This window comes from Dyadobacter sp. SRI_021 (assembly GCF_057586235.1).
This window is the reverse complement of the sequence record NZ_JBYCZM010000006.1, coordinates 226,924-242,690: the sequence shown is the minus strand read 5'-3', so window position 1 is coordinate 242,690 and position 15,767 is coordinate 226,924. Positions and strand designations below refer to the sequence as shown.

Genomic DNA, 15,767 nt, shown 5'->3' with positions numbered 1-15,767 from the left:
GAGAAGACGAAAACGACATCAAATGAAACGCAGAGAAGCCCTTAAAAGCCTGAGCCTTTTCCCGGTAACCAGTAGTATTTTAGCAAGACAATCCTTTTTAGCCAATCAATTCATTGAGAATAACTCCATGCCGGACCTGCACCGCAGCGCGTTCGTCATGGACGGGCATACGCACGTCATGAGCCGCGAACTCGTGTTGAAAACCGACATTGGTCAGCGGTATGCCGACGGGACCGTCGACTTGCCAAGGGCAAAAGAAGGCGGGCTGGACGCGATGTTTTTCTCCGTTTACACGCCAGAGAACTATTACCCCGGCAGGTTTGAAACCAAGAATACATTCCGGGTAGTGAACCTGGCATTGGATCAGATTAAAAAGAACAATGCGATGATCGAGCTGGCCCTCACGGCCTCCGACATTGAGCGCATCAACAAAAAGGGCAAAATGGCCGCTTTCCTGGATCTGGAAGGCGGTTATGACCTGTATGGCGATCTGGATCTGCTTCGCGCGCTGTATAAGCTCGGTCTGCGCTCGATGCAGCTCACGGCCCACAGCACCACCAATGCATTTATCGATGCGTGTAACGATGTGTATACCTGGGGAGGCATTAACGAGCACGGGAAAGCGGTGATCAGGGAAATGAACAATCTTGGCATGGTGATCAACGTGGCGCACGCGTCCAACGACGCCATCCTGCAATCGGTAGCGGCCAGCCGCCACCCGGTGATTTACAGCCACGGCGGTTTTTACAAAATAGTGGACCATCCCCGCTGCATTTCCGATGAAGCTGCCAAAGCTATTGCGGCAAAAGGCGGCGTGATCGGGGTGCATTTCGGCAGCCTTTTCAACAATCCGAAATACTGGGCGTGGCAGCGGGCGAACAATCCGGTCAAAGTCCAGCCAAACCCGCAGCCTAAAACACCTCGGATCCTGAGCACCCAGGTTACGACGCAAACCATCGAGGACGTCGATAAGGAGTTTGCGCGCGAGCTGCCGTTTACCTACAATGGCACCATTCCCGATGAATACTGGATGCACGTTGACCAGCTCGCCAGGGTGATAGACTACGGCGTAAACCTGGTCGGGGAAGACCACATTGCCCTCGGCTCCGACCTGGATGGCGGCCCCGAGCTACCCCGCGAGATCAAGGATATCAGTGATTATCCGCAGATTACCATGGCCATGCAAAAGCTGGGTTACAGCGATCAACGGATCAAAAAAATCCTGGGCTTAAACTGGCTCCGGGTGATCAGGCAGGTTACAGAGGGGAAGTAATGTTTTGGCGCGGGATTTCATGGCCTGTCCTGGATCAATCCGGACACGACATTGATGGTCAGGGCTACCAGGAGCGTATTAAAGACGAAAGACAATAGCGCATGGACAAGCGCGAGCCTCCTGATTTCCCGGGAAGAAATAGTGACGTCAGAAACCTGAAAGGTCATCCCGATTACAAACGAGAAATAGGTAAAATCCAGATAGTCGGGCGCTGTGTCTCCGGGGAAGTCCAACCCTTTCTTATTCTGCTTCTGCCCTCCCCGCTCACCTTCCGTGGTGCGATAGTAGAGATGGGCATAATGCAATGTGAATATGGTATGCACCAGAATCCACGAGCAAACGATGCAGGAAAACGAAAGGACTAAATGCAGTGTCAGATCCGACCAGGAGGCGGTTTTACCCGCGGCGTGCAGCAGGTATAAAATGGCAAACAAACTTACAAATGAAGCGACCACAACAAAGAGGGAAATCGCGACCCGGCTCGAATCCTGGCCATCCACTTCCCTCCGGACCTCCGCGGGGTGCGAGCTGAGGATCGTCACCCAGGCCAGACCCAGGTGTACCGCGCCGTACACCAGCCAGCCGATCATCCAGCTGACGGGTCTATCCACAAAAGGAAAGGTCGACACGACTGCCAGCGAACCCAAAATAAGCGCTATAACAAGCTTGTGATGGGCGTCCAGCCGGTTAATAGATGTGGTGACTCGCATAGAATATCGGGGAGAGGCTTTTCAAAAAAGGGAATATAGTGTATTGTCAACATAATTGCTCAAAATACGAAAGCCTGCAAAAACCGCTTAATAACATTTCCCGGAAAAAGTAGAACTACTTTGGCATTGTTGTTTACCTTATAGTTTTGTAGCTGATAAGCCTAACCCTTCCCGATCAATGCGACCTCCCGTTATACTCTGCGCGTTTTCGAATTCCAGCGACGCATACCTGTCACAGCTCGAAAAGGAAAAAGAAGCCATTTCGGATGCATTGCGTGAGCGACAGGGAAAGGGCCATCTGTTGCTCGATACCGATCCCCGGACGATCAAGAAACTACGGGACCGCCTGCTGTTGTACCAGCCCCAGGTCGAGATCATCCATTATGCCGGGCACGCCAACGGCAGCCAATTGCTGATGGAAGACGCCACCGTATACGGGGCAGGGTTGCTGCAATCTATCCGGCTGCAAAAGAACTTGCAACTGGTCTTTCTCAATGGCTGCTCCACCCAGGAACAGGTAAACCACCTCCTCGACGCAGGCGTGCGGGCGGTCATAGCGACCAGTGTCGACATCGGCGATGATACCGCCACCCGGTTTGCCGAAGATTTTTACCAGAAGCTGGCCGGCGGGCATACCATCGACGAAGCATTCAGGCTGGCAACCGAGGTGGTTACCGCCAAAAACAATGCGACATTAAATACCGAAGAGCATCAGGAGCGCGGCATTGCACGGACGATCAAAGCACCCAATGCAGGACCCGTGTGGGGGCTTTATCTTCACAAAAACCACCACGACGCCGCCAGTCACCGGTTATCGGAAAAGAGCTTCTATGAGCTCCATATCAAAAGCCAGATCGACTCAAATTTCAATACTTCCGAAGATGCCATCCTCGCCTCGCTCTACAATGTCCTGATGACGTTCAGCGACGAACTACCGATGTTCGAAGACCTCGAAAAGAAATACGGCGAACAATGGGACCCGAAGCGATTCGACGTCAGGGAGGTCAAAAACGCGATTATCAACAGCCTGCCCTCGCCTATTGCCGAACAGGTGCGCAAGTTGCTCGTCACCGAAGACGAGCCCCTGGCCAGCGAGCGCCTGCGTTTTCTGATCAATACCTATTCCGTGATGGCCGATCTGCTGCTGTTTATCATGTTTTCCCAACTTTGGGAGGCGCTGGTACAGGGAAAGGTACCCGTTCTGGAAGACCGGCTCAAAGAACAGATCAATGCTTTCTTCCTGCTCGACCAGCAAGACAGGCAGGCCTACGACGTGATTCCGCTCGTGCGGCTGATCCATGACAAGCTGAAAGCCCACGACGTACCTTTATTCGTGAGCGAGATGTCGCACCTGGCCGACCTCATGGACGAGCGCGACAGCGAATTTTTCGGGGGGTACCTGAATATTACGCGCATTAAAAGTAAGTACCGTGACCTGACCAGCATGGATGAACTCGACGACCGCGAGTGCCGGGAGGATTGCCAGAAAGCCGAGGCCAGCCTCTGCATTATGTTTAAAGAGCTAGGCTTCTGCGCGAGGTACAAGTTTGCGACAATCAAGAATATCTACATTAATAAAAAGAAGAACCAACCGGCTGTGTACCAACACAAAATGGTAAAACTGGATTACGTGCTCGTAGGATTTACCGACAAAATGGAGGATTTCGAGAATTTCACGGACTCCAATTCGGTCGTGATCTACAAAATCGAGGACAAAAAGCTCTCCGCATTCAATTTGTACCCGTTCGTGATCGACATGAATGCATTGATCAGCGAGAAGCTTTCCAAGATCTACTTCTTCTATAATTATGACAAGAACGCTACCGCCACTACCTGCACCTATAATTTCATCAAGAACATCAATGAAAAGAAAGACCGCCTGCAAATTCCGGCATTACCCGTTTTTTTAAAGACCAAAACCGATCTGAAAATATCCCAGGAGGAACTGGAAACGATCGGGCCGGATATTCTTCAGAGTGTGGAAGGTTTCATCTCCTATTTCAAATCCTGACAGATCATGGCCCACTCACCATTCAAACTGCTCGATTCATTCGAAAAAAGCGAACGCAGCGCATTTTTTGAAAGGGAAGATGAAATCAGGATCATCTACAACTACATCCATGAATCGAACATCGTGCTGGTGAACGGTCCGCTGGGAACCGGAAAGTCGAGTATCATCAAATGCGGGCTGGCCAACTGCTTCGAAAAAACCGACTGGCTCGAAATATTTGTCAGGCGTTACGACGACATCAACATTTCGCTGCGAAAAGAAATTAACCTCAAAAACAAGCAGGATTTCCCGCTCGATTCGGATATTCTCGACTGCCTGCGATCGCTGTACCTCGATTTTTTCAAGCCCGTGTACCTGATCTTCGACCAGTTCGAGGAAATATTCATTTTGGGAAGTACCGAGGAGCAAGAGACGTTTTTCAACGAACTCAGGAGGATTCTCGACGCGAAGGACATCCCTTGCAAGGTGATCTTCATCATGCGTGAGCGCTACATCGCGCAGTTGCAGAAGTACGAGGGCATTGTACCGGAGATATTCGATAAACGGGTGCTTGTCGAGCGAATGACCGACAATGATATTAAAAACGTCATCCGGAAATCCTGTGCGCATTTCGATATTGAAACCGACGAAGCCACCATTGATGCGATCGTCAGGAATCTCAAAATCGACGATAACCTGATCGAACTGCCGCACCTTCAAATTTATCTCGACCGGCTTTGGCATAAGGCGCCCGGCTCTCGCAAAAGTTTTAAAACGAGTCTGCTGGCCGAAGTAGGCGATATCCGGAATGTGCTCAAACAATTCCTGGAAGAAAGAATAGAAAGCACAATCTCGGAAATCTCGACCGTGCATGGGTCGGTTAATTACAACACGATCCGGGATGTGCTTTACTGCTTCGTTACCGACGAGGGTACGAAACGCCCGCAAAAAATTGGGGACATTATTTCGCCGACCGCCCCGCTGGACGTCGCCTCGGCGATTGTCAGCTCATTGGCGACCAAAAACATTCTCAGGCTCGACAAATACGGCGGTAACGGGATCGACAGCATTTATGAAATTGCCCACGACAGCCTGGCCAAAATCATTCATGACAAGTTCAGTCTGGAAAATTCGCATATCGCCCGCACCATCAAGACCATTAAAAATGCTTACCTGAAATACGAGCAATCCAACAAAATATGGTTCCTGAGGTCGTACCTCGACCGCAACGATTTGCGGGATATCAGGCGCTCGACCAAAGACATCAAGGAAAGTGTAGCCCTGAGCAAACAGCCTACCGCGGAAGAATGGAAATTCGTGGCAGACAGCAAACGCCGGCTTACGACTATTTATGTGCTCACCTATGGCGCCGGCGTCCTGTTTCTGATCACCATATTGACCTTTCTGGCGGTATGGAGCTCGGAAACCAGCACGCGTTACCGGCTACTCATTAACCTTGCGCGATCGAAAACGCAGCAATACATTCTCTATAAAAAATACGAGGAGAACAGTATGCTCGCCGGTTTTTTCGGGGACGGCATGTTTAATGAAATCAAGCGTTATCCCGAACACGAAAACCTCTATTTCGCTTCCATATTCAATGTCGAACCGATTACGGATATGGCCTTTGCCCATGTTGGCAAGGACAAAAAACTGTTGATTATCGCAGGCCCTAACACTGTAAGCTTGTATAACGAGCGTTTAGGCACGCTAGAAAACAGGTACAACGTGATCAAAGGCCGTTGGAGCAGGGACCGCTACAACCACGGCATCAGCGTAGTGCTCAACAGCCACGACACCACGCTGGTACGAATTTCCTACGCCGGCGGAAAGATGCTGCTGATGAAAAGAGTGGTCGATACCACGCATATCGGGGAGTCGTTCAGGCTGACTTCGGAAGGGATCCTGAGCGATAGCACGCAGTCGCTGTTCGATATTGACAACGAATATAACTACAACTCGCTGAGGCGCTTCCCGCACGATTCGATCATTGCGATTTCCGATACGCGAATGGGTATCACGCGGTTGTTCTGGACCGGTGCCAAAAAGATCGAACCGAGCACGCGCCTGCTGCCCGAAACCAAAGTGCGTTTCCTGCTGCCATTAGAAGCCGAAGACCTCGAATACCTGAAAAGAAATTCGAGCATCGGCGCCAAGCAGGATTTATGGACGTACCTGGAAAATGAATATCTCACCTCGATCGACCGGCTCTCGAGCCATTTCTTCTCCTCCGAAAACGCGGGTTCGCTGGTTAATCTGAAAGGCGTACTGAGCGCATTGACGCGGCAGGTAGAGGGGCAGGACCACTATGGTCTTTGGATGGCATTGTCGAGAAAAATAAATGCTGATGGTAACCGGCGCCTGAACGAAATATTCTGGAACGCACGCATTGAACTCGAAACCAAAATCCAGAAAATGAGGGAGGACGAGCGCAATGCACTTTTCACGTTCGTGCGCATGCAGTCCCGGCGTTACGCGAGCAACGACCACATTCTGTTCCTGGAAGATATGCGCGAAAGGCTCCCGAATGATCCCTGCCTGAATCACGACCTGTCGATCGTATACAACAATGCGTCGTGGTACCGACTTTTCGACGGAGATTTTAAAAAGTCGATTGAATATGCCCAAAAAGGCACGGCGGTGGCTATCACACCCAGGTCGCACCTGGATTATATTTATGTAAACCTGGCACATGCCTACCTGCTTTCGGGTAACGCGGCAGAAGCCAGGAAATATTACCGCCAATATGCGGCCAGTAAAAATTTCAGCGAAAAAAATTGCGCTTATACCAATGCTGTCATTTACAACCGCGAAGTAATGATTACTGATTTACAATCATTTATCAGCAAGAATATGATTCCCGACACCCTTCGGGATGACGCGGCATCGATCATCAGCATGCTCAACGACATTGAAATACCCGGCTCCGGCTATAACAGCTTGGCCAGCGCATTGACCGACTCATCGACCACGAAATAGTTGAGGTGGTGGCACGATACTTTTTGCGGCACGGCGGCAGTCTTCGCCTCGAAGATACTCTCCGTACTGACAGCGATATCGTTGACCGTGTTTCTGTAAACCCAGGAGCCTATTTGCGTAACCACCTTTTCCATCAAAGGCAGTCCGCCGCTGGCCTGCAAATAGGCGTCAAGATCGCCGCCAACGATGAAATAGGGAATCGGCGCCGTATTTTTTTGGGTTAGTTTCTGGATAAAATCGCTGCCGCTGTCCATTTGCGCCAAAGTGTGCAGCACCTGCTTATTCCCCACTTTCAGCACGGACGACAAAAAGCCCGCGACCGCGCCTACCTGCGGAGGGAACAGCTTCGTACCCAGCGCCAGGGCCACAGATGCCCAGCTGACATAACCAGGAATTTCCCCAAACTTGCTGCCGCCATTCGGTGTGCCCGCCATAATCAGCTTGTCGACGAACTTGTCGCCGCCCAGTTCCTCGATCATATACCTCGAAACCAGCCCGCCCATTGAATGCGCCACCAGCACCAACTCCTTTCCGTCATTTTCGTTAAATCCGAGGGTGTTCAGCTTGCCTTTCAGGATCGCCGCAATTTCCTCGATCGGCGTGTTGAGATTTTCGTAATCGTAGGTCATTACGAGGTCGTAACCTCCATCAATCGCCATTTTGAACGTCTTGGCCATCTCTTCGGTATCTCCGATAATGCCGTGCACCAATAGTAATACCGATTTTGCCTGATCAACCTTCCCTTTCAACCCTTCGCTTTCACGGACTGCATTATTGGCATAATCCACCCAGCGCAAACAGTTCGGGTCGGTTTGTATGCCCAGCTTGCCCGCGAATTTCAGGAAAACCATCCGGAAGGCCCCACCCAGGCTGCGTGTCTTTTCCACCATTTCTTCAGGGATGGTATCGACGCTCACCTGCATGACTCCCGGCCCGGTGATGGCCAGCGCGCCCATGGGCAGGAAGTCCTCACCGTCGAAAAAGAATGGTAATACCAGTTCACCTTCCCGCTCGGGCCGGATGTCGATGATCAGCGGATCCGTTTTGAGAGCAGCCGCATTACGCAATTCGACTACCTCGGCGATGCTGCGATCCTCTCCTCTCGTACCTTCGTCGAAGTTCACGATTTCGAACCATGGATTGCCCGGCGCATAGGCCTCGTTGATAACCGGCTTCTCGACGCTCCTGGTCCTGGAAACGAGCGGTGCCCAGCCCAGCTTTCCTCTAAATGAATCGTGTGGACGGATTGTAATGCCTTTCCCGATAGTCATTTCCTGCGCCCCAAGTTCCTGTTCAGCCTTTTTGACCAGTCTGATACTGACCGCTTTCGTGATCCAGTCGGACTTTTCGCCGCCTATCGCTTTCAACTGCCCCAGGCCCCTGCTGCCCGACGGCGCGACGGTGGCCCCTATTTGCAGCGGCTCCTGCACGAACAGGCTGCTATCAATGGTTTCCGTAGAAACGATCAGTTTCAGAGTGTCAATTTCCTCCTCGCTATTGAGCGTAAAGACGTCGCTCGTAAGCACGACGGAGCTGTTGGGAGGTACCGGCTGCGAGTCATTGAAAATGACCGTTACGCCATAATCCGGCGAGAGGTAAAGCAGGGAAGCATACAACGCCCGGGCTGTACCGTTCCGAAAATTGACTTTGAATGGAATATCCGCTCCATCATGATCGAGCGTGATGAGTGTGTCCGAAAAAACGCCGGTAGTTCCGCCCTGCTCCACTTCCACATTGAATGTAATTTGTCCTGATTGAATGGCGGATTGCGCGTTTTGCAAATCGAGCAGGCGTTGCCAGCGGACGAGCGATTGCAGGAGGTTCAGTACATGGGTTGCCGCGTATTTGTCGGTTCCGAGCACAGTTTGTATCGTCGCGGCACTGCCGGCGTGGTAAACTGCTATATTCCCGTTTTCGATTTTCAGTTCGAACAGGGCGGCAGCTGGGACGTCCGTCAAAACTATTCCCGATTCGGTGGCACTGGCCATTGTTTCCTGCATCACTTGTGCTACCGCGCCATCGCCGTAAACAAAGAATGGCTCCAAGCGGAGCGATTTGGGCTCTCCCCAATATACGCTGTCAGCATCCAGGGACAATGTGCCGATCTGCAAGGTACTTTCCGTCACATTCATCACATCCAGCACGGCATCGCCCACAGGCTGCCCTTCCGCTACCGAGTCATATATTTTAATTTGAACCGGCTCTCCTATCCGCTGTTCGATACCCATCGCCGCGCCCAGGTCGATCGTCCACTTACCCGCCTTCATGTATACGCGGTAGCGCATGAGGCGTCCGCTGTCGACATTTCTTCCGAGGAAACCCTTGCCCACATTGAAAACACCGATCGGTTCCATTTGTGGCGTCTGGTTTTTCAGAGCATTGCGGATGAATGCCCTCACCTGCACGAAAAGGTCCGCGTACGTGATCTGTCCCCCACTTTTGCCCAATACGGAGATCAGCGATTGCGTGAACTGCCCGTGGCCGTTGCTCTCCCACGCGCGCTCTACGCGGTCGCATGCGGCCAGCAGCAGGTGGTCGGAAGACGGAATGCTGGCATTGCCCCGCTGCACATAAGCGCCATCCAGATAGCTTTCCAGAGGCCGGACATCGGAGGTACCTTTTTCAAACCGCGGCTGCATTTGCAGAAACTGTTCGAGCTCCCTTGTGACCGACCCGGAATGACAGGAATCCGCAATCACCACGATCCGCGGGTTACGTGCGCCTACTTCTTCCAGCAACAGTGCGATTTCCTTGTCGGCCAGATCATACTTTCCCGGTTCGCGGCTATCGTGCAAAACCCAGGTCTGCTCCTGCCGGTCGGAAGTTGCGGCCTGAAATTCGGGCGCGGTAATGCCGGTCGAACCGTGTCCTGAGTAATAAATCACCGCAATATCCTCCGGCCCCGCCTGGGTAAGGTGCTCCCGGAAGCCGCTGATGACCTTCTCACGCGATGCATTCGCATCTGTAAGCACGAGGATCTGCCGTTCGTCTGGAATGAGGTCATGATAATTTTCCTTCAAAAACGTCCTGAAATCGGAGACATCGTTTACACAGCCGTTCAGTGGTCTGATCGGCGGGCTCGAGGTAGTACTGTACTCATTAATGCCGATCAGCAATGCGAAGATTTTCATAAGGTTAAGGTTGGGTTGGGAAGACGGCGGTGTTGCAAGAATGAGCCTGTAATCACCAAACAAGGGCTCGGATTGCCTGAAATTACCTTCCCGATGAATTAAAATCAACACACTCTATGCTTTATTATTGAACGGAAAAATGGTGCGTCGCAAATGGCCTGGCGCTGACAGGCCCGGTAAATAATTTCTTTGACACCCGCCCCCAACACCCCGGAAAAATACCGAAATTGAAGGTCTAGTAAGCGAATTTACCAACATGGGCATCGGGACTATTACCCCTCGACAGCATAAAACAAGACGGAACCGGCTGTTTTTCGTCGCGATCGACAAGTACGATCATTGGACGCCGCTCCAATACCCAGTCTCCGATTGCCAGCGATTTTTTGGCGTACTCAAAGAGTTTTACGGCTTCTCAGACGAAAACTTCGTGATCCAGCCGCTTTTCGACGACAATGCCAAAACCGATATTGTTTTCGACGAGATCTGTTACCTGGCCGACAAAGACGAAAACGGCGAGCTGCGCATTCGCCCGGACGAAAACCTGATCATTTATTTTTCGGGCCACGGCCATTTTGATAAGAACAAAGAAGGCTACTGGGTGCCGTCCGATGCACCGGTACTTTCGGAAAGACCAAGCGATTTGAAAAAGCTGATTTCGGTCAGCGAGGTAATCCGGATCCTCTCCAATATCAAAGCCCACCACATTGTCCTCATCGTCGATGCCTGCTTCTCGGAAGCTTTTGCAACGATGGAAATCGCTGTAACACAGCAAAGCCTGTCGGCCGAAGCGGAGGAAGTGCCATCACGGTGGGTACTTACGGCCGGGCGCAATGGTATGGTACCCGACAAAAGCCCGTTTGCGGATGCGCTGATCGACATTCTCCATACTAATGTGGATGAAAGCGTATCCATCAACTGGCTGGGCGCGCAAATCACAAAACGGGTCCGCGACAACGGGTTTGAGCTGGAACCACTTTGCAAAAGCCTCGTCAACCAGAAATACAAGCTGGGTGAGTTTTTTTTCCATCGCACCGCCAAAGCAGTGGAACCTGCCGCGCCGTTCGACCATGCGAACCTGCAAAATACATTGCGGGCAGGCTCCAAAGCACAGTTTGAGCGGCTTCAAAAAGGGCGCTATAAATACCTGAATATCGAGAGTATCCTGGTTTCGGAAATCAATCTGGGTAAATACCTCGATGTGCAAGTCAAAACAGACACGCAGGTTGCTTCGCTGGAACTGGCCGTGCAGGCTTTATGGCAAAACAAAAAAACGCAGGCGCTGCTGGTGGGCGACGGCGGTATGGGTAAAACGGTATCGCTGCTGCTCCTATGGCGGGACATGCTTTTTGAAGAAAACGGCCCCGTTCCCGTATTCATTCCCCTGAACGAGTACAACTCCGCGTCCGAAGCCGACCGCAGCGACTTCGTGGTCAGGTATATTTGTAAAAACCTGCTCAATGTCCCTGAGCCGCCCTCGGAAACGGTAAATGCCCTTTGGAAGCTGTTCGAAACATCGCAGGAAGGGAAACCAACGATGATCCTGCTGCTGGACGGTCTCAACGAAGTAACCGTTCCGAAAGGGCGGTTGATGGCTACCGTGAACGACCTGGCAGCCCGGGCCGGCGGCACGCAAATGGTGATATCGTCCAGAAACAAGCAAATTGAGAAACTGGACCTTTCCAGCGAGAGTGCCGCGTTAATGCAAATTCTGCCCCTTACGCAGAAAACCGTCGTGGCTTACCTGAAAGAAAAGGGCCAGGAAATACCTGCCAACAAGGATCTGCTGGGGCTGTTCGCGAACCCGATGATGCTCACGCTGTATTCCGGTGCCAACAACATTGCCTTGAGATTCAAAGACGACGACCGCTTTCATTTCAAAAAAGTGACAACCTATGGCGAGCTGCTTTGGAATTTCAATGAAGCCCAGTTGGCACAGCTAACGGACGTCAATGATGAAGCCGATATCCGCTATCAGAATTTTCTCCTGCGCGTACTCGTCCCCTACATTGCGTACAGAATGGAAGATAAGGGCAAATACGCCATTACGATCCGCAAACTCGCCGATCCTACTTTCAATTTCAAAACATTACTGGATGAAGCATTCGCTGAGCTGGATACCGAAGAACTAACGGAATTGTATCCGGAATTCGAAGGCAAACGAAGGGAACTGGGCCTGGGCATACTCACCGGCCTGGACGAAAAAGAGCAGCGCTCCGGAAAAGTAAAGCAGTTCCTGGTCGAGCGCCTCCGCGTACTGGTCATGGAAGGTGACGATCTCCGGTTCCTGCACCAGAATTTCAGGGACTTCTTCGCGGTATGCCATATACGCAACATGACGGAGGCCGCAATGGTGCGACGGGTACTGCCCGATGTGTTTTTCAGAAACTATATCCCGGTGTACCTCCGGCGGCTATTGGGAGAAATAGAGGGAGAACATCAATCGGTACCGACCTGGAATACCTCCAAAGGTCGCTTGGAATTGCTGGAAAGGGAAAACATGCTGTCGCGCCTGATGGATTTGTGCCGGACTGATTCGGGGATCACCGCGGGAGAAGCAGAACGGGCATTTGTGATCCGGAATGTGATGATGATCTGGCTCGATCTCCGCCAAAGCCTTGCCGGCGCCAATCTCACCCGGCTTGACTTACGCCAAATCCAGTTTAACGGTCTCCCGTTAACTCGCCACCAGGGCAGCGCCTACCTTCCCGCGCGGTTTGAGGGCAGCGTACTCGACGGCGACAGCTTCCTTTTTAAAGGACATTACGGGCAAATTAACCAGGTGCATTACAGTCGTGATGGCCAAAAACTGCTCACGGCGTCGGATGATGGTACCGTCAAAGAATGGCTTGCAGCTACGGGTAAACTTTTACAGACGTTTTCGGGCCATAGTGATAAAGTGGTATCGGCCAGATATAGTGCCGACGACCAGAAAGTGGTTTCAGCATCCTACGATACGTTCGTTAAAGAATGGTCGGTAAGCAGCGGCATGGAACTGGCCAGCTACGAACATTTGCATTCGAAGGTCAACGACGCGGTCTATTCGCCGGACGGCACGAAAATCCTCACGTGTGCCGACGATAAGCTGCTCCGGGAATGGAGCCTGGTTACACGGGAATGCATTACTACCTACGCCGGCCACAGCAAGAATGTATCGGCGGTGTGTTACAGTCCGGGGGGAGATAAAATCCTCTCCGCTTCCGCGGATGCTACCGTCCGGGAATGGTCTGTCAAAACAGGAGAATGCCTTCGGGTATTCAACGGCCATACCGAAAAAGTCAACAGCGTTTGTTACAATCCCGATGAAACGCACATGCTATCGGCATCCGACGACTGCTCGATCATCGAATGGTCTGCGGAAAGCGAAGCTCCCTCCCGCTTTTTCAAAGGACATTCCGACCAGGTATATCATGCCGTTTACAGTGCCGACGGCCAAAGAATCCTCTCCGCATCGAAAGACAAAACCCTGAGGGAATGGTCGGTCAAAACCGGTCTGGAGAGCCGCACGTATTCAGGACACACGGACAGGGTGAACTTTGCAAGTTATTCGCCCGACAAACCCCGGGCCGTTTCTGCTTCCGACGACAAATCGATCCGCGAATGGAGCCTCGAAACCGGCATACAACTCTTCGCGATCAGCGGGCAGTCCGACTGGGTGGTTAACAAATGCGTCGTTAGCCCGGACTCCAAAAAGTTGCTTACCGTTAACTACGATCGTACTTTCACCGAAATATACATCACATCGGGCATTGCCTTGCAGACATTCCGTGGGCATGAAAAATGGCTGCACCGCGCAAGGTACAGTCCCGACGGCACGAAAATCATCTCAACCTCCGACGACCTCACGATCCGTGAATGGCTCGTCGACACCGGGGAATGCATTCGCATTTACAGAGGCCATTCACGGGGCGTCGAGGATGCGGTTTACAGTGCCGACGGCACCCAAATTTTCTCCCGGGATTTCGGGCACAACTTCCGCATTTGGTCGGTAGCTACGGGTGACTGCCTGGAAATCGTGGACGACGACCCGAAAAAAAAGCAACTGCAATCGGATATGCAGCTGTTGATCACGGAGGCTGCCAAGCCATTCAATATCAAATGCCGGTACACGGAAATCACGGTGAAAGACGCGGTCTCAAAACCCCTGCTTTCGTTTGTGAACGTCTCGGGACTGCTTGTACAAGGTTGCGATTTCCGGGATGTCGATCCGGCCTCGAATTTCTCCGAGGCCGTCAGGAAAAGCCTGAGAAGTTACGGCGCCATTTTCAGCGACGCGGACGAGGCCGCCTGGGAGCGCGCAAAAGAGGTATTATGAATAACTCCCTTATCATTTATCGAATGGTTTCGTAGAAATAGTCCTATCTTTCCACTCCATGGGCAGCACTGAAATACCGTAAACTTATAACACTATCACCAAAATGGAATCCATCGATCCAAAGCAGTACGTCAGAGAACTTGTACTTCAAAATTCCAGGGAATCGTTCATGACCGAAAGCGAGCGCGAATTCCTTTCGCGAGATCTCACCAGCACCGAAATCGAAACACAAACCAATGTCGAACAGTCGTTTATGAACGACAAAAGCCTGGTATCGTTTGTATCGGAGGTGTCGGAACAGCGGCGGCAGGACGTACTGCATTCTGTATTGCTGGCGCAACTGGCCGCCAACAAGAAATTTCCGGAAGAGGACCAGATCAAAGACTGGTATGATGAATTCGTGAATGTGCTGAGCAACATCGGCTGGGCCTTTCAATCCGCGAGTTTCACGCCATTCACTTCAGAAGGCTCTACGATCGAAGTCGATAAAGCCATTATCGATCTCGTGGCCGGTGCCGTCGGCGGCTCGGCGCTCGTACCGCTCGTGACCAAAACCCTGGACGCCATCAAAGGTCTCAGCGATACCAGCGGCAAGTTTATCGCATTCGAGAAAAATACGCACACCGCTACCAAAGGGGCATTCCAGATCGGGATTGCCCAGGAGGTGAACGGCACGGTGTCGCTTCAACTGGGCACCTTCCTGATCACCTCCTCCGACACGATCAAGCAGATTCTGTTCTTCAAATCATCCACCAGCCGAACGACCCTTGAATTCTGCTCGCGCGTAGGCACGCTGGATGACACCACATACGCAATGGTCCGGGACGCAGTTCAGGCTAAACTAGGACTGAAAGCAACTGATTTTATTGCAGGTATTGATTTGAGCTAAATGCGATTCTACGACAGGCCGCATTTGTGCCGCGATCGGGAGTCCGGTGCTGCATGAATGCGGTTACGTCACATCTCGTTTACCGACCATTGCTGTACCGCCACAATCACCGGCTGCAAAGCCCTGCCTTTCTCGGTAAGACTGTATTCCACCGTTGGCGGGACGGTCGCGTAGGCCTGCCTGTGAACCAGTTCTTTGGATTCGAGGAGCTTCAACTCCTTTACCAACATTCGTGTGTTGATCCCCGTCACGGCTCTTTCCAACTGTTTGAACCGCATCGTTCCGCCCATCAGGGTATTGATGATCGACATCGTCCATTTGCCTGAAATCAAGTCCATAGCCGCCTGGAATGGACATTCAGTGTTCGGTAATTCCATTTTTTCTTCGGCCATAACCATCTGTAATTCAGCAAAGCTTTACTTTTCACCCCTAAGGAACAAAAGGATAACTACTTGCAAAAGTAACCGTATGCGGGCAATTTCG

8 protein-coding genes are annotated in these 15,767 nt (G+C 51.8%); 5 read left to right on the top strand and 3 right to left on the bottom strand.

The features are described 5' to 3' along the window. The first annotated feature begins 22 nt into the window (after positions 1 to 22). The gene (locus AC2YIT_RS19960) at positions 23 to 1,273 is read left to right on the top strand and encodes a dipeptidase (RefSeq protein WP_487280335.1); all 1,251 of its coding nucleotides are present in this window, start codon (positions 23 to 25) and stop codon (positions 1,271 to 1,273) included. 17 nt (positions 1,274 to 1,290) lie between these two features. On the opposite strand, the gene AC2YIT_RS19955 is transcribed toward AC2YIT_RS19960, so the two are convergent. After that, entirely contained in the window at positions 1,291 to 1,983 is a 693-nt protein-coding gene (locus AC2YIT_RS19955; RefSeq protein WP_487280334.1) for a DUF1345 domain-containing protein, read from the bottom strand. A 178-nt stretch (positions 1,984 to 2,161) separates the two neighbouring features. Between AC2YIT_RS19955 and AC2YIT_RS19950 the strand changes: the two genes are divergently transcribed. Both AC2YIT_RS19950 and AC2YIT_RS19945 read left to right on the top strand, forming a co-directional pair. Then, on the top strand, positions 2,162 to 3,994 hold the full coding sequence (locus AC2YIT_RS19950; RefSeq protein ID WP_487280333.1) for a CHAT domain-containing protein: 1,833 nt from the start codon (positions 2,162 to 2,164) through the stop codon (positions 3,992 to 3,994). A 6-nt stretch (positions 3,995 to 4,000) separates the two neighbouring features. Beyond that, positions 4,001 to 6,952 (top strand): nSTAND1 domain-containing NTPase, encoded by a 2,952-nt coding sequence (locus AC2YIT_RS19945; protein WP_487280332.1) that lies wholly within the window; start codon positions 4,001 to 4,003, stop codon positions 6,950 to 6,952. Here the strand turns inward: AC2YIT_RS19945 and AC2YIT_RS19940 are convergent. After that, complete coding sequence (locus AC2YIT_RS19940) at positions 6,904 to 10,083, bottom strand: DUF7379 domain-containing protein (protein ID WP_487280331.1); 3,180 nt, start codon at positions 10,081 to 10,083, stop codon at positions 6,904 to 6,906. The two genes, AC2YIT_RS19945 and AC2YIT_RS19940, sit on opposite strands and share 49 nt — an antisense overlap. A gap of 256 nt (positions 10,084 to 10,339) precedes the next feature. On the opposite strand from AC2YIT_RS19940, the gene AC2YIT_RS19935 reads away from it, so the two are divergent. Both AC2YIT_RS19935 and AC2YIT_RS19930 read left to right on the top strand, forming a co-directional pair. Then, a complete protein-coding gene (locus tag AC2YIT_RS19935; protein WP_487280330.1) occupies positions 10,340 to 14,395 on the top strand; it encodes a caspase family protein in 4,056 nt (1,351 codons plus the stop codon). Positions 14,396 to 14,498: 103 nt separating this feature from the next. After that, positions 14,499 to 15,284 (top strand): hypothetical protein, encoded by a 786-nt coding sequence (locus AC2YIT_RS19930; protein WP_487280329.1) that lies wholly within the window; start codon positions 14,499 to 14,501, stop codon positions 15,282 to 15,284. Between the two features lie 68 nt (positions 15,285 to 15,352). On the opposite strand, the gene AC2YIT_RS19925 is transcribed toward AC2YIT_RS19930, so the two are convergent. Continuing rightward, a complete protein-coding gene (locus AC2YIT_RS19925; protein WP_487280328.1) occupies positions 15,353 to 15,676 on the bottom strand; it encodes a winged helix-turn-helix transcriptional regulator in 324 nt (107 codons plus the stop codon). Positions 15,677 to 15,767: the final 91 nt, after the last annotated feature.